Source organism: Enterobacter sp. SM3 (assembly GCF_009811935.2).
GTDB classification, from domain to species: Bacteria; Pseudomonadota; Gammaproteobacteria; order Enterobacterales; family Enterobacteriaceae; genus Enterobacter; species Enterobacter asburiae_D.
Genome location: NZ_CP099971.1, coordinates 2,436,139 through 2,462,135, shown reverse-complemented (window position 1 = coordinate 2,462,135; position 25,997 = coordinate 2,436,139). Strand labels below are relative to the sequence as shown.

At 56.2% G+C, this 25,997-nt stretch carries 17 protein-coding genes; 10 read left to right on the top strand and 7 right to left on the bottom strand.

What is annotated here, in order from left to right:
* Window positions 1-105: 105 nt before the first annotated feature.
* A complete protein-coding gene (locus tag GVO84_RS11615) occupies window positions 106-1,011 on the top strand; it encodes a LysR family transcriptional regulator (protein WP_159514202.1) in 906 nt (301 codons plus the stop codon).
* Between the two features lie 3 nt (window positions 1,012-1,014).
* Here the strand turns inward: GVO84_RS11615 and GVO84_RS11610 are convergent, their stop codons facing one another.
* Both GVO84_RS11610 and GVO84_RS11605 read right to left on the bottom strand, forming a co-directional pair.
* Entirely contained in the window at window positions 1,015-2,469 is a 1,455-nt protein-coding gene (locus GVO84_RS11610; protein WP_159514201.1) for a Cu(+)/Ag(+) sensor histidine kinase, read from the bottom strand.
* Window positions 2,459-3,142: a copper/silver response regulator transcription factor gene (locus GVO84_RS11605; RefSeq protein ID WP_159515639.1), complete on the bottom strand. Its 684-nt coding sequence runs from the start codon at window positions 3,140-3,142 to the stop codon at window positions 2,459-2,461. The genes GVO84_RS11610 and GVO84_RS11605 overlap by 11 nt, the downstream gene beginning before the upstream one ends.
* Before the next feature lie 161 nt (window positions 3,143-3,303).
* Here GVO84_RS11605 and GVO84_RS11600 point away from each other — a divergent pair, with 161 nt between their 5' ends.
* From GVO84_RS11600 to silA, 4 genes are read left to right on the top strand one after another with little or no spacing between them, the layout of a single operon-like run.
* Window positions 3,304-4,689, top strand: coding sequence for an efflux transporter outer membrane subunit (locus GVO84_RS11600; protein WP_159514200.1), 1,386 nt, complete (start codon window positions 3,304-3,306; stop codon window positions 4,687-4,689).
* Between the two features lie 28 nt (window positions 4,690-4,717).
* Window positions 4,718-5,059 (top strand): cation efflux system protein CusF, encoded by a 342-nt coding sequence (gene cusF / locus GVO84_RS11595; RefSeq protein WP_159514199.1) that lies wholly within the window; start codon window positions 4,718-4,720, stop codon window positions 5,057-5,059.
* A gap of 11 nt (window positions 5,060-5,070) precedes the next feature.
* Window positions 5,071-6,321, top strand: a complete 1,251-nt coding sequence (locus GVO84_RS11590) for an efflux RND transporter periplasmic adaptor subunit (protein ID WP_159514198.1) — start codon at window positions 5,071-5,073, stop codon at window positions 6,319-6,321.
* Between the two features lie 10 nt (window positions 6,322-6,331).
* The gene (silA, locus tag GVO84_RS11585; protein WP_159515638.1) at window positions 6,332-9,472 is read left to right on the top strand and encodes a Cu(+)/Ag(+) efflux RND transporter permease subunit SilA; all 3,141 of its coding nucleotides are present in this window, start codon (window positions 6,332-6,334) and stop codon (window positions 9,470-9,472) included.
* 42 nt (window positions 9,473-9,514) lie between these two features.
* Here silA and GVO84_RS11580 read toward each other — a convergent pair whose 3' ends face one another.
* Window positions 9,515-9,988 (bottom strand): hypothetical protein, encoded by a 474-nt coding sequence (locus GVO84_RS11580; protein WP_236545837.1) that lies wholly within the window; start codon window positions 9,986-9,988, stop codon window positions 9,515-9,517.
* Between the two features lie 289 nt (window positions 9,989-10,277).
* On the opposite strand from GVO84_RS11580, the gene GVO84_RS11575 reads away from it, so the two are divergent.
* The 3 genes from GVO84_RS11575 (at window position 10,278) to GVO84_RS11565 (ending at window position 14,616) form a co-directional block, all read left to right on the top strand.
* The gene (locus GVO84_RS11575; RefSeq protein WP_159514197.1) at window positions 10,278-10,601 is read left to right on the top strand and encodes a Silver-binding protein; all 324 of its coding nucleotides are present in this window, start codon (window positions 10,278-10,280) and stop codon (window positions 10,599-10,601) included.
* Window positions 10,602-10,907: 306 nt separating this feature from the next.
* Window positions 10,908-14,114, top strand: coding sequence for a molybdopterin cofactor-binding domain-containing protein (locus GVO84_RS11570; protein ID WP_159514196.1), 3,207 nt, complete (start codon window positions 10,908-10,910; stop codon window positions 14,112-14,114).
* Window positions 14,115-14,157: 43 nt separating this feature from the next.
* Window positions 14,158-14,616, top strand: coding sequence for a (2Fe-2S)-binding protein (locus GVO84_RS11565; RefSeq protein WP_159514195.1), 459 nt, complete (start codon window positions 14,158-14,160; stop codon window positions 14,614-14,616).
* Window positions 14,617-14,664: 48 nt separating this feature from the next.
* Here the strand turns inward: GVO84_RS11565 and fdhF are convergent, their stop codons facing one another.
* Both fdhF and GVO84_RS11555 read right to left on the bottom strand, forming a co-directional pair.
* Window positions 14,665-16,818: a formate dehydrogenase subunit alpha gene (fdhF, locus tag GVO84_RS11560; protein ID WP_159515636.1), complete on the bottom strand. Its 2,154-nt coding sequence runs from the start codon at window positions 16,816-16,818 to the stop codon at window positions 14,665-14,667.
* A 143-nt stretch (window positions 16,819-16,961) separates the two neighbouring features.
* Window positions 16,962-18,443, bottom strand: a complete 1,482-nt coding sequence (locus tag GVO84_RS11555) for a nucleobase:cation symporter-2 family protein (protein WP_159514194.1) — start codon at window positions 18,441-18,443, stop codon at window positions 16,962-16,964.
* Window positions 18,444-18,903: 460 nt separating this feature from the next.
* Between GVO84_RS11555 and ygfT the strand changes: the two genes are divergently transcribed.
* Both ygfT and GVO84_RS11545 read left to right on the top strand, forming a co-directional pair.
* Window positions 18,904-20,859: a formate-dependent uric acid utilization protein YgfT gene (gene ygfT, locus GVO84_RS11550; protein WP_236545932.1), complete on the top strand. Its 1,956-nt coding sequence runs from the start codon at window positions 18,904-18,906 to the stop codon at window positions 20,857-20,859.
* Window positions 20,856-21,320 (top strand): 4Fe-4S dicluster domain-containing protein, encoded by a 465-nt coding sequence (locus GVO84_RS11545; protein ID WP_159514192.1) that lies wholly within the window; start codon window positions 20,856-20,858, stop codon window positions 21,318-21,320. The genes ygfT and GVO84_RS11545 overlap by 4 nt, the downstream gene beginning before the upstream one ends.
* A gap of 37 nt (window positions 21,321-21,357) precedes the next feature.
* On the opposite strand, the gene ssnA is transcribed toward GVO84_RS11545, so the two are convergent.
* Both ssnA and ygfK read right to left on the bottom strand, forming a co-directional pair.
* Complete coding sequence (gene ssnA / locus GVO84_RS11540) at window positions 21,358-22,692, bottom strand: putative aminohydrolase SsnA (RefSeq protein ID WP_121423756.1); 1,335 nt, start codon at window positions 22,690-22,692, stop codon at window positions 21,358-21,360.
* The gene (gene ygfK / locus GVO84_RS11535) at window positions 22,689-25,760 is read right to left on the bottom strand and encodes a putative selenate reductase subunit YgfK (RefSeq protein ID WP_159514191.1); all 3,072 of its coding nucleotides are present in this window, start codon (window positions 25,758-25,760) and stop codon (window positions 22,689-22,691) included. Before ygfK ends, ssnA begins: the two co-directional genes overlap by 4 nt.
* Window positions 25,761-25,997: the final 237 nt, after the last annotated feature.

Sequence of the window (25,997 nt, the reverse complement as noted above, 5' to 3'; positions counted from 1 at the left end):
GGATAAGAATAGTGATGACGAAACTATAATCATGCGGTATACAGGGCGGAAGACGCATCAGCTGCACTTAATCATTGCATATAACGCCTTATCTGAGGAGCCATCGTGTCCGATCCTGACTTTAACCTTCTGGTTGCACTCGACGTTCTGCTCGCAGAAGCCAGCGTGGCGGGCGCGGCGCGACGTTTGAACCTCAGCACCTCCGCCATGAGCCGCACCCTGAGCAGGCTGCGGGAGGTGACCGGCGATCCTATTCTGGTGAGGGCCGGGCGTCATATGGTGCTGACGCCCTGGGCCGAAGCCACGCGGGACCGAGCCAGAAGCGCCGTGCATGAGGCGAGGGCGGTGCTACAGCCCTCCACCGAGGCGCTGAAGGTGGAAAATCTCGAGCGGCTGTTCACCATCAGAGCTAACGACGGTTTTGTGGTGGCGTTTGGGCCGCTGCTTATTGCGGCGGTGGCGAGCGTTGCGCCCGAGGTGTGCATCCGCTTCTCGCCGAAACCTGAAAAAACGTCGCGCTATTTGCGTGAGGGGCTGGTCGACCTGGAGATCGGCGTGCAGAGCAATATGGGGCCAGAAATACGGCTGCAAAGGCTCTTTCAGGATCGGTTTGTTGGCGCGGTGCGCAAGGGGCATCCGCTGTCATTACGGCCTGACGTCAGCCTTGCCGATTATGTCGCGTGGGGCCACGTGGTGGCCTCACCGGACGGATCGTTACACGGGTTTGTCGATGACGCGCTGGCGGAACGGGGGATGAAGCGCAAGGTTGCCAGCGTGGTGCCCGGATTTCCGACGGCGTTATCCGTGGCGCTGGCGTCCGATCTGGTTGCCATGGTGCCGGCGCTCTACCTGCTCAATCAGCCGATGAACGAGCGCGTACACATCTTTGAGTTGCCGTTTAAAACCCGGACCATTACGGTGTCGCAGATGTGGCATCCTCGCATGGAACGGGACCCTGGGCATCGATGGCTCAGGGAAAAGGTACTGGAAGTGTGTCGGCCCGTGCGCTGACGCTCAGGCCACTTTTCCCGGAACGGAGAGGATGAAGCGTGTCGACACCTCATCCGATTCTACGCGGACTTTTCCGTGGTGCGCGGTGACGATGGACTTCACGATGGCAAGCCCGATCCCGCTGCCTTCGCCTTTGCGCTGTCTGGACGGGTCGACGCGATAGAAACGGTCAAACAGCTTTGGCAGATGTTCCTGAGGGATCGGCTTACCGGGGTTTTCTATCATCAGTTCAACATCGTTATCCTGATTTCTGATGAAAACCGTCACCGCTTTTCCTGGTGGCGTATAGCGCAGGGCATTGGAGAGCAGATTATTCATTGCTCTTCTGAACATCTGAGGATCGCCTTCTATCAGGCAGGGCATCCCGTTAAATTTCAGCGTGATGTTGCGTTCTTCCGCCCAGGCTTCGAAGAATTCGAAGACTTTCATGACCTCGGCACTTAAATCAAACATCACCCGGTCAGGGATTAGCTGGTTATTATCCGCCTGCGCCAGGAAAAGCATGTCGCTGACCATCCGGGTCATCCGGTTGTACTCTTCCAGGCTGGAGTACAGAACATCTTCCAGCTCTTTCTGCGAGCGGTTCTGGCTCAGCGCGATTTCCGTTTGCGTCACCAGGTTGGTGATGGGGGTTCTGATTTCATGCGCGATATCGGCGGAGAAATTCGCCTGACGGGTAAAGACGTCTTCAATCTTTTCGATCATATGGTTGAAGGAGATGACCAGCTGTTCCAGCTCAACGGGCACGCGGGACGGCTCCAGCCGCGCATCCAGGTTTTCTGAGGTGATATTTTTAATGGCGTTGCTGACGTTACGCAGGGGCAAATGTCCCTGACGAACCGCGATGCGGATGACAAGAATAATCAGCACGCTGATCGCCGCGGCAATCATCAGGAGATTCTTTTTCAGCGCCTCCAGGTAGTGCAGATGAAAATTAATGGAGAGCCCGATCAGCATGACGTAGCCCTGCGTTTTGCCCTGCAGCGTTGCCGTGCCTGAAGAGGCGATAATCCGGTACGTTTCCATGTTCATGTCGGACCCGGCGTGCACAGGCATGGCATGGCCTTCAACCGTCCAGTGAAACACATCCTGTGTGCGGCAGTGTTCGCTAAAGTCCGCCGTATTCATTGCAGGGCGCAGTGCCGCCCCTTGCGCCGAGCTAAACAGCGTATTTCCCTGCGGATCCAGGAGCAGGACGGCTACGTTGCGGTAGCTGGCGATCGACTCTTTGATCTTGCTGATTTTCTTTTGATCGGGGTCGACCGGCGATTGCAGTATGCGGTGCATCGCGGTGCTGATTTGCTGCAGATCGTTGATATCCTGCTCGGCGAAATGCTTTTCAACGGAATGGAGCATAAACCAGGTAAAGGCGAAAAAGGCCAGTATCGTGGAGAGACTGATAAAAAAGGTCAGCCGCAGGGCAAGCGAAAAAGGGCGCCTGGGAAGCTTAACGTGCATCCGGCACCTCCAGCATATAGCCCACGCCGCGCACCGTCTGGATCAGCTTCGGTTCATAATCGTTATCGATTTTCGCGCGAAGCCGCTTTACCGCCACATCTATTGCGTTTGTGTCGCTGTCAAAATTCATGTCCCACACCTGGGAGGCAATCAGGGAGCGGGGAAGCACCTCTCCCTGATGACGCATGAAAAACTCCAGCAGGCTGAACTCTTTGCTGGTTAACAGGATGCGACTTCCGGCCCGGCTTACCTTTCTCGACACGAGGTCAACCGTCAGGTCTGCCACCTGAAGCTGGCTTTCCGCGATCACCGTATTTCCGCGTCTTAACAGCGTCCTTACCCGGGCGAGCAACTCTGCAAAGGCGAAAGGCTTAATCAGATAATCATCCGCGCCAAGCTCAAGCCCTTTAACCCGGTGTTCAATCGTGCCGAGAGCCGTGAGTAACAGGATGGGCATCCCTTTGCCCGCAGAGCGGAGCATGCGGACTATGTCCCAGCCGTTCACGTCGGGCAGCATGATATCCAGAATCAGCAGATCGTATTCAGCGGTCATGGCGAGATGATAGCCGTTCAGGCCGTTATCCGCGTGGTCCACAACAAACCCCGCTTCAGTCAGCCCCTTACTCAGGTACTCACCGGTTTTAATTTCGTCTTCGACGATCAGTATTTTCATCATGCTCCCCTGACTGGCTGCTGATGACATTCTAGTGAGCCTGCGACCGTTAACAATGACTTACGCTAAAAATGACAACATTGTCATTATCCTGTCACCCGTCAAACAGGATGCGTTCCGTAGAGTAGCCCTAAACTACTCTGGACTTCATTTGAACCGTTATGTTCCTGTTAAAACGACTAAGCATCAGCACGGTATTTATTCTGGCAGGCTGCGTCTCGCTGGCCCCAGAGTACCAGCGACCGGAAGCACCCGTACCCCAGCAGTTTTCGCTCTCCCGTAACGGCCTGACGCCCGCAGCGGCTGGATATCAGGACACCGGCTGGCGACGTTTTTTTGTCGATCCTCAGGTTGCCGGATTGATTACGGAAGCCCTGAATAACAACCGCGATATCAAAATGGCCGCCCTGAAGGTCGAGGAAGCCCGGGCGCAGTTCAACGTGACGGATGCGGATCGTTATCCTCAGCTGAATGCCTCCTCGGGCATCACGTACAGCGGCGGGCTGAAAAGTGACAAACCCACCGCGCAGCAGTACGACGTGGGTCTTGCGCTGAGCTACGAACTCGACTTCTTCGGCAAACTGAGGAACATGAGCGATGCCGACCGACAAAACTTTTTCGCCAGCGAAAAGGCCCGTCGCGCGGTGCATATCCTGCTCGTCTCTAACGTGTCGCAGAGCTATTTCAACCAGCAGCTGGCGTATAAACAGCTGCGCATTGCGCGGGATACGCTGACAAATTACCAGCAGTCTTATGCGTTCGTTGAGCAGCAGCTGGTGACGGGCAGTACGAACGTCCTGGCGCTGGAACAGGCGCGGGGACAGATCGAAAGCACGCGGGCAGATATTGCGAAAAGAGAGGGGGAGCTGGCGCAGGCCAATAATGCCCTGCAGCTGGTCCTCGGCACGTATCGCGCGCTGCCGGGTGACGGCGGCATGAACGCCAGCGACGTTGCGCCGGTAAAACTGCCTCCCCATCTTTCCTCAGCGATACTGCTGCAGCGCCCGGATATTATGGAAGCGGAGTATCAGCTTAAAGCGGCCGATGCGAATATCGGCGCGGCACGTGCTGCCTTTTTCCCGTCCATATCACTCACCAGCGGGCTTTCAACCGGCAGCACGGAGTTGTCCAGCCTGTTCACGTCAGGTAGCGGGATGTGGAATTTTATTCCTAAAATCGACATTCCCATTTTTAATGCGGGCAGAAATAAGGCCAACCTGAAGCTGGCCGAAATTCGCCAGCAGCAGTCGGTTGTGAATTACGAACAAAAAATTCAGTCCGCCTTCAAACAGGTTGCCGACGCGCTCGCGCTGCGTGACAGCATTAACCAGCAGCTTGCTGCGCAGCAGCGGTATCTTGATTCGCTACGCGTCACCCTGCAGCGGGCCAGAGGATTATATTCCAGCGGCGCGGTCAGCTATATCGAAGTGCTTGACGCGGAACGTTCTCTTTTCTCCACGCAGCAAAATATTCTCGACCTTATTTATGCCCGGCAGGTTAATGAAATTAATCTCTTCACCGCGCTCGGCGGCGGTTGGGTCGAATAACGTTATTTAATTAAACAGGAAAATAAACATGCGCAATTCACTTAAGGCTGTTGTATTCGGTGCGATCTCCATTATGTTTTCTGCCGGCCTCCAGGCTGAGGTTCATCAGCACGAGGGGATGAGTGCTGCCAGCGAAGGGACCACAGAGCAGCTCATCACCGGGACCGGCATCGTGAAGGACATTGATCTCACGAATAAAAAAGTCACGATTTCTCATGAGGCTATCCCGGCGATTGGCTGGCCCGCGATGACCATGCGTTTCACTTTTATTCAGGCTGACGAGAGTATCAATGCCTTAAAAGTCGGCAGTCACGTTGATTTTTCGTTTGTTCAGCAGGGCAATATCTCTTTACTGAAGAGCATTAAATAGCGAGAAACGGCATGGCCTCATTAAAAATAAAATATGCTGCCATGATTGTCAGCAGCCTAATTGCGGGAGGGCTGATATCGGTGACGGCCTGGCAGGCTCTTCATTCATCTGAAAAAACGGAAAATAGTGCACCAGAAAGAAAGGTGCTTTTCTGGTATGACCCGATGAAGCCAGACGTTAAATTCGATAAGCCCGGTAAATCGCCGTTTATGGATATGGATCTGGTACCGAAATATGCGGATGAAAACGACAATAAAAGCAGTGCCGGTATCCGTATTGACCCGACACAGGTTCAGAACCTGGGATTAAAAACGCAAAAGGTGACGCGCGGAACGCTGAATTATGCCCAGACCATCCCGGCTAACGTCAGCTATAACGACTATCAGTTTGTCATTGTGCAGGCGCGCGCGGAAGGCTTCGTGGAGAAAGTGTACCCGCTGACGACGGGCGATAAGGTGAGGAAAGGCACGCCGCTCATTGATATTACCATTCCTGACTGGGTAGAGGCGCAGAGCGAGTTTCTGCTGTTATCCGGCACCGGCGGAACGCCAACGCAATTAAAAGGGGTTCTGGAACGGCTTCGGCTGGCGGGTATGCCGGATGAGGATATTCAGAGGCTGCGTGCGACCCGTACTATTCAAACCCGGTTTACCATCAAGGCACCGATCGACGGGGTGATCACGGCCTTTGACCTGCGTACCGGCATGAATATTTCCAAAGATAAGGTGGTAGCGCAAATTCAGGGGATGGATCCGATCTGGATCGGCGCTGCAGTGCCTGAATCCATTGCTTATCTGCTGAAAGATACCTCGCAGTTTGCTGTTTCGATACCGGCTTATCCGGATAAATCCTTCCCGGTTGAAAAATGGAGTCTTCTGCCGAGCGTGGATCAAACCACCCGTACGCTGCAGGTGCGCCTGCAGGTCGCTAACAAGGATGAGCTGCTGAAACCGGGCATGAACGCGTACCTGAAGCTGAATACCCAAAGTCAGGAGATGCTGCTGATCCCCTCCCAGGCCGTTATTGATACAGGCAAAGAACAGCGCGTGATTACGGTTGATGCGGACGGGAATTTTGTCCCGAAAAGCATCCACGTTCTGCATGAATCTCAGCGGCAGTCCGGCATTGGTAGCGGACTGGAAGAGGGGGAGTCGGTGGTGGTCAGCGGTCTGTTCCTGATTGACTCGGAGGCCAATATTACCGGCGCGCTGGAGCGCATGCGCCACGCTGAAACTGCTGACGACGCGCATTCTGGTCATTAAGGAGACGATGATGATTGAATGGATTATCCGGCGGTCAGTCGCCAACCGTTTCCTGGTCATGATGGGGGCGCTGTTCCTCAGCGTCTGGGGGACATGGACCATTATCAACACCCCGGTCGATGCCTTGCCCGATCTCTCTGACGTTCAGGTGATTATCAAAACCAGCTATCCCGGCCAGGCCCCTCAGATTGTTGAAAACCAGGTGACCTATCCACTGACTACCACCATGCTCTCGGTTCCCGGCGCAAAGACCGTGCGCGGTTTTTCGCAGTTTGGCGATTCGTACGTGTACGTCATTTTTGAAGATGGCACCGATTTGTACTGGGCCCGTTCGCGCGTTCTGGAATATCTGAACCAGGTTCAGGGCAAACTGCCTGCCGGCGTGAGCTCAGAAATCGGTCCTGATGCCACCGGCGTGGGCTGGATATTTGAGTATGCGCTGGTGGATCGCAGCGGAAAACACGATCTCGCAGAGTTGCGTTCGTTACAGGACTGGTTCCTGAAATTTGAGCTGAAAACTATCCCGAACGTGGCCGAAGTGGCCTCCGTCGGCGGCGTGGTGAAGCAGTATCAGATCCAGGTCAATCCGTTAAAACTGGCTCAGTACGGCATTAGTCTGCCGGAGGTTAAGCAGGCCCTCGAGTCGTCTAACCAGGAGGCAGGAGGATCGTCAGTTGAAATGGCGGAAGCGGAGTATATGGTCCGGGCCAGCGGCTATCTGCAGACGATGGACGATTTCAATAACATCGTCCTGAAAACCGGAGAGAGCGGGGTACCGATTTACCTTCGTGATGTTGCCCGCGTACAAACGGGGCCGGAAATGCGGCGCGGTATTGCCGAGCTGAACGGGCAGGGGGAAGTTGCGGGTGGCGTGGTGATCCTGCGTTCGGGCAAAAATGCGCGCGAGGTCATTACGGCGGTGAAAGATAAGCTGGAGACGCTGAAGGCCAGCCTGCCGGAAGGCGTTGAGATTGTGACGACCTACGATCGCAGCCAGCTCATCGACCGGGCAATCGACAACCTGAGTTCCAAGCTGCTCGAAGAGTTTATCGTGGTGGCCATCGTCTGCGCGCTGTTCCTGTGGCACGTTCGCTCTGCGCTGGTCGCGATTATCTCTCTGCCGCTTGGCCTGTGTATCGCCTTTATCGTCATGCACTTCCAGGGACTGAACGCCAATATTATGTCCCTGGGAGGCATTGCCATTGCGGTCGGCGCGATGGTGGATGCCGCTATCGTCATGATTGAAAACGCGCACAAACGGCTGGAGGAGTGGGATCACCAGCATCCGGGAGAGCAGATTGATAACGCCACGCGCTGGAAGGTGATCACCAACGCCTCTGTCGAGGTTGGCCCCGCGCTGTTTATCAGCCTGCTGATCATCACCTTATCCTTCATTCCTGTCTTTACCCTTGAGGGTCAGGAAGGGCGGCTGTTTGGTCCGCTGGCCTTCACCAAAACGTACTCCATGGCGGGTGCGGCCGCGCTGGCCATCATCGTTATCCCCATCCTGATGGGGTTCTGGATCCGGGGTAAGATTCCCGCTGAGACCAGTAACCCATTGAACAGGCTGCTGATTAAAGTCTACCATCCGCTACTGATTAAGGTGCTCCACTGGCCCAAAACAACCCTGCTGGTTGCGGCCTTGTCCATCTTCACGGTGATCTGGCCTCTCAGCCAGGTGGGCGGCGAGTTCCTGCCGAAGATCAACGAAGGCGATCTGCTCTATATGCCGTCAACATTGCCGGGCGTTTCTCCGGCAGAAGCAGCGGCGCTGTTACAGACCACGGACAAGTTAATCAAAACCGTGCCTGAGGTGGCCTCTGTTTTCGGCAAGACGGGTAAGGCCGAAACGGCTACGGATTCCGCGCCGCTCGAAATGGTGGAAACCACCATTCAACTCAAACCTGAGAATGAGTGGCGGCCCGGCATGACGATTGACAAGATTATTGACGAACTCGACAAGACCGTTCGTTTGCCCGGTCTGGCGAACCTCTGGGTACCGCCGATCCGCAACCGGATAGACATGCTTTCCACCGGGATCAAAAGCCCGATTGGTATCAAGGTGTCGGGTACCGTTTTGTCTGATATCGACGCCACGGCGCAGAGCATCGAGGCAGTAGCCAAAACGGTGCCGGGCGTGGTGTCTGCCCTGGCTGAACGTCTGGAGGGCGGGCGCTACATTGATGTCGATATCAACCGGGAAAAAGCCTCTCGCTACGGGATGACGGTGGGCGATGTGCAGCTCTTTGTCTCCTCGGCCATCGGCGGGGCGACGGTGGGTGAAACGGTGGAAGGCGTCGCCCGATATCCGATTAATATTCGCTATCCTCAGGACTACCGGAACAGCCCGAGCGCGTTGAAGCAGATGCCTATCCTGACGCCGATGAAACAGCAGATCACGCTGGGGGATGTGGCGGATATCAACGTGGTTTCCGGCCCCACGATGCTGAAAACGGAGAATGCCCGACCCGCGAGCTGGATTTATATCGATGCCCGCGGCAGGGATATGGTGTCGGTGGTGAACGACATTAAGACCGCCATCAGCCAGAACGTAAAGCTGAGGCCGGGTACCAGCGTCTCATTCTCCGGACAGTTTGAACTGCTCGAGCACGCCAACAAGAAGCTGAAGCTGATGGTGCCGATGACGGTGATGATCATCTTCATTCTGCTGTATCTGGCGTTCCGTCGCGTGGATGAAGCGCTGCTAATCCTGATGAGTCTGCCGTTCGCCCTGGTTGGGGGAATATGGTTCCTCTATTGGCAGGGCTTCCATATGTCTGTGGCAACCGGCACCGGGTTTATCGCCCTGGCCGGGGTAGCGGCAGAGTTTGGCGTGGTGATGCTAATGTATTTGCGTCATGCCATTGAAGCGCATCCGGCGTTGTCTCATCGGGAAACGTTCACCGAACAGGGGCTTGATGATGCCCTTTATCATGGCGCCGTGCTGCGCGTGCGGCCAAAGGCGATGACCGTCGCGGTGATTATTGCCGGTCTGCTGCCCATTCTGTGGGGTACCGGTGCCGGGTCAGAGGTCATGAGCCGGATAGCGGCACCGATGATTGGCGGGATGATCACGGCTCCGCTGCTATCGCTGTTTATTATTCCTGCGGCGTATAAGTTAATTTGGCTGCGCAGGTATAAAAAGCCATAAAAAAAACCGCCAGCGATGGCGGGTTTTTTACGGGACGAACGCTTAGCGCGCTGTTTTAGCACGCGTCTGGCTGAGAAGCTTGCGCCAGGCACGATTATGCAGAGTAAACAGCAGCATCTTATAGAAGGCGGTGGAAAGGATACAGCTGCCGCTAAGCAGTAGCATGACGATACTCACTAGCGCCGCGGTCAGACTGACGCCCGGAGCAGTGCTACCGCTCAGCGCGACCAGCAGATAGGCTGCCGTTAATACCAGGCTTATCACCGCGAGCGTAAGGTGTAACCGCACGGCGCGCATGCTGCCTTTGCCAATCATAAACATCGTCACGCCGTTAAGGCCAGCGAACAGAAGGGCGATCGGGACAACCCAGACGAATACGTGTCCCGCTGGCTGATCTAGTCCGGCGAGTACGCTATACCCCAGCCACAGCTGAGGAATAGCGAAACTGACAATCACCCCGAGGGTACTGATTGCCGCCGGAATCCCCATGGTGTGTAGGCCTACAGGTTTGCCCATTTCTTCAGCCAACTGAGTCTTTAGCTGTTGCAACTGTATCGTGGAGGCATTGCTTATGCTGGTAGCCACCTCGTTACAGTGTTGCAGTCGACGGGATACATTTCTAATTACCTGAATAATCAACGTTTTATATCTCTCATTCCTTGAGTGCCGGAACAGGGTGGTGAATAAGCCCATAGAGTGACAGAAATGTCACTCGCCAGTCATGCGATAAACAGCGGCCGGTTTTTATAATTCATTATAAAGAAGGCCACCAACTATTGGGCACTTTAACTTCGGAGATCCAACCATGAAAAAGATCCTTTTATCTGTTATTGCCATGCTCGCGGTTTCTGCATCCAGCTGGGCGGCAGAGACCAACAACAAACAGGCAGCCATGTCCCATGACATGATGCAAAGCAATACATCGGATTCGAGCCAGAGCATGGCGGAAATGCATAAGGGGATGTTCAAAACCGGTCCATGCAGTACTAACGAAACAGCGGCGTCGTTTTCCGCGATGAATGAACACGAGAAAGCGGCGATTGCACACGAGACGGCGAATAACGGCCAGTCTTCGGTCAGCCATCAGCAGCAGGCGCAACAACATCGTCGCCAGATGACAGAGAATTAATCCGCTGCTTAGCCGACAGGGAATGTCGCCTTTACGCTCCCTGTTCGGTCTGCCCGCGTTAAGCCATTATTATTTTGATAAAACCGATTATTACTTTGATAAAAACGGCGCGGCACGGGAATCATTCTCACGCAGCGCCGCTTTTGATGGACACATTTCACTCAACGGCGCGGCTTTTACGCGTGCACAATCACAAAAACGAACCCTGATGTTCACCTCGTTGATCTCTGGCACAAATCTTGGATTTGTACGTAGCGATGGGCTTTTCCCGTGGCTACTTACAGGATTGATAATAAGGGGAGCATTATGTGTGCTTTGCGTTCAGCGTCGCCAGGACGCGTGGATGGATTGGCGAAAGTCAAAGGAACCGCCCTATATGGCGATGATATTACACTGCCGGATATGCTCTACGGCGTTTGCCGCTATGCGGATATTCCCGCAGGCAAAATCGACGAGCTGGATCTCAGCGACGCGTTGGCGGTAGACGGCGTGGTGAGGATTGCCACCTGGCAGGATATTCCCGGCACGCCGGTGGTGGGCGTTATCGTTAAAGATTACCTGCCGATAGTCAAAGACGAGGTGGTCTTTCACGGCGACGTTATCGCCGTTGTCGCCGCGACCACCTATGAAGCGGCGTGCGAAGCAGCCGATAAAATCCACGTGCGCTACACGCCGTATGCGCCGCTCACCGACGTGGAAGCGGCGCTGGCGCCCAGTGCACGGCGAATTCACCCGGAGCGCGACGACAATATTGCCGCGCATCACCACACCATCAAAGGCGATATCGAAAAGGGATTTGCCGACTCCCGGCATATCCTTGAACGCGAATATGAGGTGGGCTTCCAGGAACACGCCTATATTGAACCGGAAGTGGTACTGACCTGGCTGGATCCTACTGACGGCAGCCTGATTATTTCCGGCTCTATTCAGAACCCGCACCGGGTGCGCGGCTTTGTGGCTAAATTTATGGGCTGCCCGCAGAGCCAAATCAACGTCAAGCGCGCGGTCATGGGAGGGTCGTTTGGCGGAAAGGATGACGTGATTGATCATCTTGCCTGCCGCTCCGCGCTACTGACGCGCTTGACCGGGAAGCCGATCAAGTTCGCCTATACCCGCGAACAGTCCATTATTGAAAGCTGCAAACGCCACCCCTACAAAATGAAATACAAAGTAGGGTTGAACGACGCCGGACGTATCCAGGCAATGAAAATCGATATTCTGGCCGACAGCGGCGGCTATGCGGCCTCATCGCCGTTTGTCACCTGGCGATCTTCCGTACAGGCAGCTGGCCCGTACGCGATCCCCAACGTTCATATCGATGTCAAGGCGGTGTACACCAATAACAGCTATACCTCCGCGATGCGCGGTTTTGGCTCGCCGCAGGTGGTTTATGCTAATGAATCATTGATGGATGAAATCGCTGAATATCTCAATATCTCACCGGTTGAAATTCGTGAAATCAATGCATTACGTCAGGGCGATACGTCCGTGACTGGCCAGGTTTTCGATCAGCATACGGTGTCAGCACGCGAGGTGCTGAAAAAGGCGGCCGCCTCGGCGGAATTTATGGCGAAGCGTGAGCATTACCACGTCCTGAACGAGCAAGGCGGCGTGTATCGCTACGGCATTGGGTTGGCGCTCAGCTATCGCGGTTGCTCCATTGGCGCGGAAGGGGTTGATACCTCAACGGCGCTGATTCAGGTCAACGAAGATGGTAGCGTTAATCTCTCTACGTCGGTATCGGAAAACGGTCAGGGCCTACAAACCACGATGTCGCTTATCGCCGCTGAAGCTTTCGGGATAACGATGACCGACATCCACTTCAGCGAACCGCCTACCTCAGTGATTGGCGACGGTGGCTCGACCGCCGCCACGCGCGGGACGATGGTCGGCGGCGGGGCGATTCTGGATGCCGCGGACAAAATTAAGCGGCGCATTCTGAGCGTGGTGGGAAAGACCATCGGCGCTACATGCCTTGAAGATACCTGCTGGCAGGACGGTTTTATCATCAATAAACAGGATGATAGCCAGCGCATAGCGTTTAAAGATGCGGTCAATAAAACCAAATGGGCCAGCGTCAGCCTCACCGAGTACGGCTGGTTTGTGCCGCCGCCAATCCACTGGGATGAAGAAAAAGGCTGCGGCAGCCCGTATTTCACCTGGGTATACGGCTGCCAGGTCGCGGAAGTACGGGTCAACACCAGCACCGGTAAGACCGACCTGCTGCACGTGACCGCCGCGCATGACGTGGGCCAGGTGCTGAACCCGGTAGGCTTTGAAGGCCAGGTATGCGGCGGCATCGCACAGGGCTTTGGCTACGCGCTGCTGGAAGATTTTAATATTGAACACGGGCAGGTGAAATCCGAGAACTTTGACAGCTACCTGCTGCCGACCATCAAGGACATTCCCCCCATTACGGTGATAGGGGTGGAAAACCCGGATAAAGCGGGCCCGCTGGGGGCGAAAGGCATTGGCGAACCGGCCACCGAACTGGCGGCAGCCGCCATCAACAACGCAGTAAGCTTTGCGCTGGGCACGCGTTTTAACCAACTGCCGCTGACGCTAGAGCAGGTGATCCTCGGCTATAACCTGAAAAAACCGGCGCGCCAGAGCGAGCTGATGATTGAGCAAGAGAACAAAAAGCAGGTGCTGCGGCTTACCGACGTCACGGTGACGCGACCGAAGAGTCTGAATGAGGCGCTGGCACTGCTGAAAAGTGACGGTGTCACGGCAATTGCGGGCGGTACAGACGTGATCGTGCAGGGGCGGCTGCAAACCAAACCGGTGAGGCTGGTTGATATCTCGCGCCTCAGCGAGCTGACCACAGTGACGGAAGATCCGCAAAGCCATGAAGTATCCATCGGCGCGGCGGTTACCTTTAACCGTATTACCGACCATCCGCTGCTGCGCGAACGCTATCCGCTGCTGGTGCAGGCCTGCCATACGGTCGGTTCTCACCAGATTCGTAACCGCGCAACCATCGGCGGCAATATCGTCAACGCCGCGCCGTGCGGCGACTCGATTCCGCCATCGATTCTTTACGATGCCAGCATCGAACTGCGTTCCCACACCGCCACCCGGCGCATGTCGCTGGCCGAGTTTCTGCTCTCGGGCTACAAAACGCAACGCCAGCCGGACGAGCTGCTCACTCGCGTGATTCTCCCGGCTCCGGCGCACCCTAAAGCGAAGGGGTTTTACCATCAATTGGGGCGGCGAAACGCGCTGAACATTACCCGTCAGAGCTTAACCGCGCTGCTGGAGTTCGCTGCTGACGGTACCGTCAGCTATTGTCGCCTGGTCGACGGCGCGTTGTTCAGCAAACCGCAGCGTCTGCTTGACATTGAGCGCTGTCTGCTGGGGCAGCGCATCACGCCGAAAACCATTGATAGCGCCTGCGAGGTGCTGGACAAGCTGATTTATGCCGCCATCGGCAAACGCTGGTCCGCCGCCTATAAGCAGCCGGTTTTTGTCAGCATGTTCCGCGACATGATGGCGCAGGCATCCGCTCAATAATCAGTGAAAGCAGGGCGCCTGGCGCCCTGTCGAGGACAAAACAATGAGTATCATTAAAGTGAAGGTTAACGGCAAGCTGGTAGAAGCCAAAGTCGAAGGCCATATGCGCCTGCTGGATTTGGTACGCAACACGCTGAAGTTAACCGCAACGAAGGAAGGCTGCTCTATTGGTGAATGCGGCGCCTGTACGGTGATGATGGACGGCAAAGCGGTCTGTTCCTGTCTGGTGCTGGCCGAACAGTGCGATGAAGCGGAAATCACCACCCTGGAAGGGCTAAACGACAACCCGATTACGCAAAAATTACAGCATGCTTTTGTGGAGAAAGGCGGCGTACAGTGCGGCTTCTGCACGCCGGGCGTGCTGGTCAGTACGACCGCGCTGCTGCAGGAAGTGCCACAGCCGAGTGACGAACAGTTGAAAGATGTACTGGAGGGGAATATCTGTCGCTGCACCGGCTACCAGCCGATTCTTGATTCTATCCACCACGCGTTAAAGCCATAACGCGATGATGGCGCGCCGGGGAGGTTCAGACCTCCCCAACAGCGCCGTTTACGCCTGACTCTCGCTGCATTCACGCAGCCGTGCTTTGAGCTTCGCATACTCTTCTACAACGTAGCGCTCTGCTGCCGCCTGGTCGGTAATCGCCTCTACCCGTACCGCACAGTACTTGTACTCCGGGGTCTTAGTGATGGGGCTGAGGTTTTCCGTGACCAGTTCGTTACAGGCGCCAATCCACCACTGGTAGGTCATGTAAATGGCCCCTTTGTTTGGCCGTTCGCTCACTTTCGCCCGGGTAATAATCCGCCCCTTACGCGAGCTCACCCACACCAACGCTTCATCGACAATGCCTAAACGCGCCGCGTCGGCGGTGTTGATCTGTACATAGCCCGGTTCATCCGCCAGCGTAGAGAGCGCCGAACAGTTTCCGGTCATCGAGCGGCAGGAGTAGTGGCCCACTTCGCGTACCGTGGAGAGCACCATTGGAAATTCCTCGGTCAATTTGTCGATCGGTGCCACCCAGTCGCAGGTGAAAAACTGCGCCAGCCCGTCTGGCGTGGAGAAACGATCTTCGAACAGCCATGAGGTTCCCATATCCGCTGGAGATTCATCGCGACACGGCCACTGCACGTACCCCAGCTCACCCATTTTCTCGTAGGTGGCGCCGAAGAAATCCGGACACAGATGGCGCAGTTCATCCCAGATTTCCTGAGTGTTACGGTAGTGCATCGGATAGCCCATGCGGGTGGCGATTTCGCTGACGATCTGCCAGTCGGTTTTCAGATCCCACTGTGGCTCCACCGCTTTAAAGAAGCGCTGGAACCCCCGGTCGGCGGCGGTATAAACACCTTCATGCTCGCCCCACGATGTGGAGGGCAGGATGACGTCGGCTGCGGCCGCGGTTTTGGTCATGAAAATGTCCTGCACAATCACCAGCTCCAGCGTCTCAAACGCCTTACGCACCGCCGACAGCTCGGCGTCAGTTTGCAGCGGATCTTCCCCCATAATATACGCCGCACGGACTTCGCCGTGTGCCGCGCGGTGCGGCAGCTCGCTGATGCGATAGCCGGTATGTGCCGGCAGGCTCTCAACCCCCCAGGCTTTAGCGAACTTCTCGCGGTTTTCGGCCACTTTTACGAACTGATAGCCCGGATAGGTATCCGGTAGGGCCCCCATGTCACAGGCCCCCTGCACGTTATTTTGCCCGCGAACCGGGTTGACGCCGACGCTCGCTTTGCCAAGATTGCCGGTCAGAATCGCCAGGCTGGTCAGCGCGCGTACCGTTTCTACTCCCTGATAGAACTGGGTGACGCCCATGCCCCATAAAATCGTGGCCGTTGCCGCGCTGGCGTACAGTCGGGCGCAGGCGCGAATGTCCTGCGCGCTAATGCCGGTAATCTCTTCAACCGATTCCGGCGGATATCCTTCGACTATTTTACGGTACTCCTTAAAGCCTTCAGAACGCCGGGCAACAAATGATTTATCGTAAAGATCCTCCGCAATAATGACGTGGCCAATGGCGTTCAACAGCGCGATATTAGAGCCGTTTTTGAGCGCCAGGTGCATATCGGCGATGCGGGCGGTTTCAATACGCCGTGGATCGCAGACGATAATTTTTGCGCCATTTCGCTTCGCATTGAGCACATGATTGGCGACGATAGGGTGAGAATCTGCCGGGTTGTAGCCGAAGATAAACACCAGTTCGCTGTTATCAATTTCAGTGATGGCATTGCTCATCGCGCCGTTACCGACCGACTGGTGCAGACCTGCAACCGAAGGGCCGTGTCAGACGCGCGCGCAGCAGTCAACGTTATTGGTTCCGATAACCGCGCGGGCGAATTTTTGCATCACATAGTTGGTTTCGTTGCCGGTACCTCGTGAAGAGCCGGTGGTTTGAATGGCATCAGGGCCATATTTCGCTTTAATCTCGCTAAGCCGCGTGGCGACATAATCCAGCGCTTCATCCCACGAGACCGCTTCCAGCCTGCCGCCGCGCTGGCGGCGTATCATCGGCGTTTGCAGGCGCGGCGTCAGAATGCGGGTATCGTGGACAAAATCCCAGCCGTAGTAGCCTTTCAGGCACAGCGTACCCTGGTTGTTTTTGCCCATCGCCGCCTCGGCGCGAACGATCCGCCCGTCCTCAACCACCAGTTGCAACTTGCAGCCAGCGGCACAGTAAGGGCAGACGGTGGTCACTTTTTTCATCATGGCTCTCCAGATAAGGGTGACATCCTAAAACAACAGCCAAAAATCAAAGCGGCTGCCGATCCCAAAAGCAATGGCCTGCTGGACGGCGGGAAGGGTCATTAACGCCAGCGCCAGCAACGCCAGTATGATTCGGTTTTGCATTATTCCCCCGCGCTGTGCTGTGGCTGTTGGCCCTTCTGCACCTTGCGCAGCAGCAGCCACATACGAACGGTCCGTACCGCCATATTTCGCGCCGCGGCGCTGGGCGGCAGCGGATCGGGTTCCGGAATATCGTGAGAAATACGCAGCGGCACGCTGCCGTTGAGCGTCAGGTTGGCGACGATTGCCGTGAGCGTCCCGATGGTAATACCGCTGTGGAGGAACAGCTGCATCATCGGCGGGAACTGGGTAAACAGGTTGGGTACCAGGACCGGCATCATGCCCAGACCCAGCGTCAGCGCTACCACCATGCCATTGTTATTGTTACGGTAGTCGACCTGGCCAAGGGTACGAATACCGGAGACGGCGACCATGCCAAACATCACGATCCCGGCGCCGCCGAGGATCGGTTTTGGGATCAGCACCACCAGCGCGGCCATTTTCGAGAACAAACCCATCAAAATGAGAATCGCCCCAGAGACCGATACCACAAAGCGGCTGCGAACACCGGTAAGGCCGATTAGCCCGACGTTCTGTGCAAAAGCGGCATAGGGAAAAAGGTTGAAGAAGCCGCAAATGGTGGTGGCCAGCCCGCAGGTGTTCAGGCCGTTGCGCAGCATGGTGGCATCCACTTTCTTACCGACGATATCGCCGGTGGCCATAATCGAGGACATGGTTTCCACCATCACCACGACCATGACCATGGACAGCAGGGCGACGGGAACGATATGGAACTCAGGGCGGGCAAACTGCATGACCAACGGTAGATGCAGCCACGGGGTGGCGTTCACCAGGTGAAAGTCGAGCGGCTTGAAGAAGCTCCATAGGATAGTGCCAATAATCAGCCCGATCAGCACCGCCGTGTTTTTCACCACCCCGGTGGCGAAGGTGTACAGGTTGAGAATGATGACCAGCGTAATCGCGGCCATCAGCAGGGAAAACAGGTCGCCGAAGCCTTCCATTTCACTGCTTCCGCCGCCGATCCACCCGCCGGCCACCGGCATGATCGACAGGCCAATCAGCGTGACAATACTGCCCATGACCACCCTGGGAAAGAAACGAATCAGGCGACTAATCCACGGCGCGCAGCAGAGGATAAAGATCCCCGAGACAATCACCGAACCGGAAATGGCACCAATACCGTACTCTTTGCCAATCAGCACCATCGGGATCAGCGCGGCGAAGGTGCAGCCCTGAATCAGCGGCAAACGGCAGCCGAGCCAGGGACGAATCCCCATCGACTGAACGATGGTTGCCGCGCCGCAGATAAACAGATCGGCGCTAATCAATAGAATGATGTGCTCGGCTGGCAGGCCAACGGCGTTGCCCACCACCAGAGGAACGGCCACCGCACCGGCGTACATCACCAGCACGTGCTGCAGTCCGTAGAGAATCATTTGCGTTACAGGCAAAACCTCATCGACCGGCGCGGTTGAGGCCGTAGAGGCCGTAGAGCGTGAGGCAGGAATGGCAGAATCTTTCATGAGGTGGTTATCTCCTTTACGACTTTCGCTCGGTTGAGGGCGGAAGTTACGATTCGAAGGCAGTTGCCTCCCTGAACTGATGTCGTCATCAGCGTGTTGCGCGCACGGCGATAGCTATGCGTAAGCTGTGCCAGAATTAACCGTTTAGCGGAGCAAAGAATATTTTTGTGAATGGAGTCACGACTTGTTGGATATAAAGACGGGGTGGTGAAGCAGGAATGAAAGGGTAATAAATGCCCGGCTATCACTATGAGAGTCACTCTCTCTCATTTTGGTATCGAATAAGATAATAGACGCCGAGGTTGCAAAATGAGAGTGGTTATTAATCAACTGATTTTATAGGTGTTATCGTATTTCAGGCAGGTTTATTTGACCTGCATCGCAAAAAATAATCCTGGCGGATGCGAAACCAAAAATGCGCCTGAATATTGCATCGCGGCCCTTAATGAATATCTGAATAATAAAAGGGAAGCCAATGAACCGATTTATTGTCGCTGATGCCGCCCGCTGTATTGGTTGTCATGCCTGTGAGGTTGCCTGCGTAACCGCCCATAATCAGGATAACTGGCCGCTGCAGCGCCGCGATTTCATGCCCCGCATTCACGTTGTTTTCCATCGTAAAGAGAGCCGTACCGCCACTTGCCACCACTGTAACGACGCACCCTGCGTGGCGTCCTGCCCAACGGAGGCGCTCTATTTCGCTAACAACAGTATTCAGCTGAAGCAGGAAAAATGTATTGGCTGTAAGAACTGCGTCATCAGCTGTCCGTTCGGGGCTATCGAAATGGTCGCCGCCAATGAAGACGCGCCGCAGCTGGCGCAGAAATGCGATTTGTGCAGCGAACACCCCAGCGGGCAACCGGCCTGCGTGGCCACCTGCCCAACGCAGGCGCTGTGCCTGATGGATGAGCAACAGCTTGAAAAAATCCGCCGTGAGCGCCAGACGCGTACCGTACTCGGGCAGACGGTGCAGGCGCGCCAGCCGAGCCATCGTGAAATGTTCCTCGCTAAACCCCCTCGCGTCGGGGCGAAAAAGGTCGACGCAGCGCTGCGCAAAACGCATTTCGAGGAGATTTACTACGGTCTGGGCTGCTCAGAAGCGGAATATGAGAGCGAACGCTGCCTGAGCTGCGCACAGAAAGCGTGGTGCAACTGGACCTGCCCGCTGCATAACCACATTCCCGATTTTATTCGCCTGGTTAATGAAGGAAAAATCATTGAAGCGGCGGAGCTGTGCCATCAGAGCAGCTCACTGCCGGAAATTTGTGGCCGCGTTTGCCCGCAGGATCGTTTATGCGAAGGGGCCTGCACGCTGAAAAAAGAGGGGGGCTCGGTGGCAATTGGCAACCTCGAACGCTACATCACCGACACCGCGCTGGCGATGGGCTGGCGTCCGCAGTTGGCTGGCGTGACGCCGCGCAAGGAGCGGGTTGCCATTATTGGCGCGGGGCCTGCGGGGCTGGGCTGCGCCGATATTCTGGCGCGTGCAGGGGTGCAGGTGGATGTCTTTGATAAGCATCCGGAAATTGGCGGCCTGCTGACGTTTGGCATCCCGCCCTTCAAGCTGGATAAAGGGATCCTTGGCATGCGCCGGACGATCTTCAGCGAAATGGGCATTCAATTCCATTTAAACCACGAAGTCGGGCGTGATGTCGACTTTAGCTATTTGGTCGCCAATTACGATGCGGTATTCCTCGGCGTCGGCACCTATGGCCTGATGGCTGCGGGGCTGGAAGGTGAAGACGCGCCAGGCGTGATCCAGGCGCTGCCGTTCCTGATCGCCAGCACCCGCGAGGTGATGGGGCTTGAAGAGAGCGCGGAGTACCCGCTTATTGATATTCAGGATAAGCACGTGGTGGTGCTGGGCGGCGGCGATACCGCGATGGATTGCCTGCGTACGGCGGTGCGGCGCGGAGCCGCGAGCGTGACCTGCGCCTATCGTCGCGATGAGCTGAGCATGCCGGGATCAAAAAAAGAAGTGGTCAACGCGCGGGAGGAAGGTGTGGAGTTCCAGTTCAACGTCCAGCCGCAGTATATCCAGCGCAACCGTAAGGGGCAGGTCAGCGCGGTCGGCATGATTCGCACCGACATGGGAGAACCTGGGCCGGATGGCCGCCGCCGTCCAAGGCCGATTGTGGGCTCCGGCTTTGAGCTACAGGCGGATGTGCTGATCATGGCATTTGGTTTCCAGGCCCACGATATGCCGTGGCTACGCGGCCATGGCGTACAGCTCGACCGTTGGGGGCAAATCCGTACCGGCGGCAGCGGTCGTGGCACAACGCAAACCAGCAACGACAAGATTTTTGCCGGTGGCGACGCGGTACACGGCGCTGACCTGGTGGTCACGGCGATGGTGGCAGGGCGTCAGGCCGCCAGTGAAATGCTGACGCTGTTTAACAGCAAGGAGGGGGTATGACTAGCTTTATCATGGCCAACCCGGCGTCCTGTATTGGCTGTCGCACCTGCGAGATAGCCTGCGCGCTGGAACATGCCACAGAACATGCGGCGTTCGCGCCGCGCTTAACGGTGCTGCGTCTGAATATGCTTAGCGTGCCGGTAATGTGTCATCAGTGTGAAAATGCCCCCTGCGTGGGGGCGTGCCCGGTGGGCGCATTAACCCTGGGGGACGAGCGGGTAGAAGCCGATGCCGCCCGCTGTATCGGCTGCCAGAGCTGCGTGGTGGCCTGTCCGTTTGGCGTGATTACCGTCGAGGTGGCCAAAAATCAGGCAGCGACGATTGTGAAGTGCGATCTTTGCCACGAGCGCGAGCGGGGCCCGGCCTGTATTGACGTCTGCCCAACGGCGGCGTTAAGTAAAATCACCGGCGAGGCGCTGGCGGAAATGCAAAAGCAGCGCAAGATAACCACCGCATTCTGACGTTATAGCCGGGCGTGGCCCGGCCTGATGTTGTGGTTCAGTCTAGTCCATCCATCCGTTTCCACATCTTCGCCGCCACCTTACGCGCTTCGGCAAAAATAGGCTCGCAGTCGAAGGTAAACTCGCGGTTTTCATAGACCATCACGCCGTTGACCATCACGCTGTGCACGCTGCTCGCTCCCATGCCAAAGGCGATATGCCCGGCGATGTTCTCCGCCACTAGCGGGGTAGGCGGCAGATAATCGCAGACGGTGAGATCCGCTTTATATCCCGCTGCAATACGGCCAAACTGCGCATTGAAGTTGCGGCTGAGCAGGGTATTACCGTTGCTGAGCGCCCGGGCAAAGCTGTCCGGCCAGAGCGGGCCTCCGGCGTCGCGGTGTTTGAAGAACGCGAACTTCAGCTCTTCAAACATATCGGAACCGATGCCGTCTGTGCCCAGCGCCAGGTTGCGGTAGGCGGTGAGCTTGTGGTTATAGCCCACGTGGTTATTCATGTTTGAACGCGCGTTATGCACCAGGAAACCGTCGCGTTCGTTCAGTAAGGCGATATCGGCGTCGGAGAGATACAAGCCGTGCGCGATCAGCGTCTTAGGGCCGATCAGGTCAAATTCCGCCAGGCGAACCAGCAGATCCTTAGCGTAGTGATGATGGCTATGCGAGACGTCATAACTGTCCTCCGCCGCGTGGATATGCAGCCCGCGACCGGTCACCTTCACCGCTTCGCTTAGCATCGATAAACCTGCATCGGTGACGGTAAACGGCGCATGCGCGCCGATATGCGCCTCGACCAGGTATGGCGCATTCCCCGCTTCGCGCGCGCGGTCTATTTCGCGAGCAAAGCGGATGTTTTCTTCGACGCTGGCCTGTAGCTCTTGCTGGCCACCGTTACGATCGGTGGTTTCAAAGCAGGTCATGCCGCGCAGGCCCACCTTCAGGAAAGCGTTACGCAGCTGGCTCAGCGAGCCGGCAATGTAGTTCGGCGAGGCATGATGATCAATGACCGCCGTGCAGCCGCTGCGAATCGCCTCCATGGCGCAGATAAGCCCGCTGTAGTACAGCGATTCTTTGTCCAGCGCGCGGTCCAGCCGCCACCATAGGTTTTTCAGCGTGGAGATAAAGTCCGGGCTCGGGGCGATATTGACCTGAATGCCGCGCGATAATCCCGAATAGAAGTGGTTGTGGGAACAGACCATTCCCGGCATCACCAGCTTGCCGTACATCTCCTTTATTTTTGCCTGCGGGTATTGATGACCGAGATCGTGCCCGACCGCGACAATGTCCGTATTTTCAATGACGATGTCGACATTTTCCTGCACTATCGCCGGATAGAGCTGGGCGATGGTGGCGTTTTTTAGCAGTAGCTGACTCATACTTCAACGGCCCCCAAAAGATAGTGATGATGGCGATAGACATGGCTAATGATGCGGCACATGGCTTCCAGCTGCGGTGGTATCTGGTTGAACTGCCCGCCATCGTCGAGCGTCAGCTGCCAGGTTTGATCGTTCTGGCGAATATCGACGCGATGCCCCTCGACCAGGAAGCCCTGATTGCTGCTGTTGCTGAAATCCTGCGGCAGGCTGAAGACGGTAATTTTGTCTTTATACGGTTTGCCCTGCCACGGACAGAACTGGACGCAGTTGCCGCATTCGTTGCAGTAGGCGTCGAGGTGCAGCGTCTGAAAGCGGTTTTCAAAGCCGGGGACGGCAATCGACACGTTGGCGCGGTTCGGGCAAACGTCCACGCATTTACTGCACACATAGTTGCATTCCAGGCAGCGTGCGGCTTCCTGAGCGACGAACGCGTCGCGATCGTCCTTGCCTACGTTGGCGACCACAATGGCGCCTTTACGCCGGTACACTTCAGCGGGATCAACGTTGTTCCAGTGCTTGTCGCCATGATGGCTGCGGATATTTTCCCGCGCCAGAATCGTATCCGCTGCCCGGCGGGCGTTGCCGATGGCGTAAACAATTGAAGACGGTCCGCGCTGTACGTCGCCAATCAGGAATACCCCCGGTTTGCGGGTTTCGCCATCGGCGTTCACTTCCGGCCAGCCGTGCGCGTCCAGCGGAATGCCCATCGCGGCCAGCGCAGCGCCGTCCTGTTGTTCGCCAATGGCGGTAATCAACGTGTCGACCTGTAACGTACAGGTTTCTGCTGTCTCTACCGGGCGGCGACGGCCTTTTTCATCGATATCGCCCAGCGCCATTACGCGTACGGTTAGCGTACCGTCGGCATCGAATCGCTCTGGATTATTCAGGAAGCGGAAGGTGACACCATCGTGTACGGCTTCTTCATACTCTTCACGCCAGGCTGGCATTTCCTGCTGCGAACGGCGGTAGATGACGGTCGCTTGCTCAACGCCCGGTACGCGTAAGGCCGCACGGGCACAGTCCATCGCGGTATTCCCCGCGCCAATGATGGCCACGTGCTTACCAAACTGCAGGTTTTCGCCCCGGTTAAATTCATGCAGGAAGGACAACGATTTGCGCACGTTCGGGTTATCGCCCTGGAGCTTCACGCCGCTGTTTTTATCGGTGCCGGTGCCGACCAGCACGTAGCGGAATCCCTGTTGCTGGAGCTTTTCCACCGTCAGGTGTGGGTCGCAGCCGTAGACAATATTGACGCCGTGACTCACCACAAAGTCGATATCCTGCTGGATAAGCTCTCCGGGGATACGGAACTGAGGAATAATGTTGCGCACCACGCCGCCCGCGTTAGCTTCGCGCTCGAATAGCGTGACGCTGTAACCTGCGCGCGCAAGGAAATACCCCGCGGCCAGACCTGCTGGTCCCGCGCCGATCACCGCTACCGGGTGCTGGGTACCTGAATCGGCGGGTTTATGCCAGCGCCGCTGATATTCATCCCAGCCTTTTTCGAGAGCGATTTTCTTCAGTTCACGAATGTTCAGCGCGCTGTCATAGTCGAGGCGCGTACAGTTGTACTGACACTGATGGTCGCAGATATGGCCGGTAATCGCCGGCAACGCGTTGCGTTGATAGATAAGCTCCAGCGCATCAACGTAGCGCTGCTCGCCCATGAGCCGAATGTACTCGGGGATATCTTGCTTGATAGCACACGCGCTGACGCAGGGGGCGACGTAGCAGTCGGTCAACGGCAGCTTTTCACCCACATCAATCCGGTCGTCCGGTTTCCAGTGCTTCTGGGTATACGCCATGCTGACCGCTTTTTCCGCCAGCGCGTTCAGGCGCTTAACGTCGACCTGCGTCATCTGCCAGCCGTCGGCCTGTTCCAGTTCGCGCATGCATTCGCTTAAGCGCAGGTAGCCGCCGGGTTTCAGCAGATCGGTTGCCATGGTGATCGGGCGAATGCCGGTCTCGAAAATATCGCGGATGTTGAGCTGGCTCGCGCCGCCGGAGTAAGAAATCGGCAGCTTGCCGTCAAACTCGCGCGACAGCAGGGCGGCGACGTTGATCGACAGCGGGAACAGCGCGCGCCCGGACATGTACATCTCGTCGCCAGGCAGCGCGCCTTTGTTGTTCACCGTACCAAGGGTATTGGTTAACTTCACGCCGAAGCCAAGCTTCTTGCTTTTAGCGAGCGACATCAGGCGCTTGAGCATCTCCAGCGCCTGGTCGATTTTCAGGTCGTGGTCAAACGACGCTTCGTTCAGACCAATATAGCCAAAGCCGCAGGTATCAAGAATTTCACGTACCCGTTTGAAGCCCAGCAGCGTCGGGTTGAGTTTTACAAAGGTATTCAGCTGCTTTTCTTCCAGCATATAGCGGCAGATCGCTTCAATTTCGTCCGGTGGGCAGCCGTGCATCGTAGAGAGCGTCACGCCCTGAACCAGTTTCGCCGGAATGCGGCTCACCAGCGCGGCTTTTTCTGGCTGATGCTGTCGCAGCCAGCGGGTCAGCGTGTCGCGATACTGGGTAAATTTCGGCTGTGATCCCGCGTTCATCATGTTGTCGATGAACTGCTGCATTGGCGGCTGCTTTATGCCCTCGAGGTTATAGCCAACGCTCATATTGAAGATAAATGACTTACCGTCTTTGACCGGCGTCAGCGGCAGGATCTCCTCCAGCAGGTGCAGAATAAACCACGCCTTCAGGTACTCATCCCAGGCTTTGAGCAGGGTAAATTCGGTGGACCATTCGGTGTTGAAGCATTCGTCTTCGGCATCAATACAGGGCTTTTCCAGCTCCAGACGGTCGAGGATTTGTACCGTTTTCAGTTCGATAAACCGCCCGCCGGTGAGCCAGGATGTAATAATGTTTTGCGCCAGCTGGGTATGCGGCCCCGCAGCCGGGCCAATCGGCGTGGCGCAGGTTTCACCAAATACGTTCACCTTATGCGGGGCGTTCGCTGAATAAAACTGCTGCTCCGGAATACCAAAGATGGAACGATGATTCTGGTATTCATCAACAATACGCGTTAAGAGTTCCTCAAACGGAACGGGACGCATGATATCGCCCATAATCCTCTCCTTAGACTTACCTGTTAATTCATGGTGGTCGGTATTGCGATAATTCCGACGGATAAGGGGAGCTGAGCAACAATCACACCAGAAATTGGATTCATAACGGAATGGGTGCAAAAATGTGAGGGAAGTCTAAAGTTAAAACGGCTTTAGAAAGAGAAATTGGGGGCATTGGTGAGAATTAAAATCACTCAACAGAAGTACATTTTTTATTTCTCAAAAACGGCAGCGCAC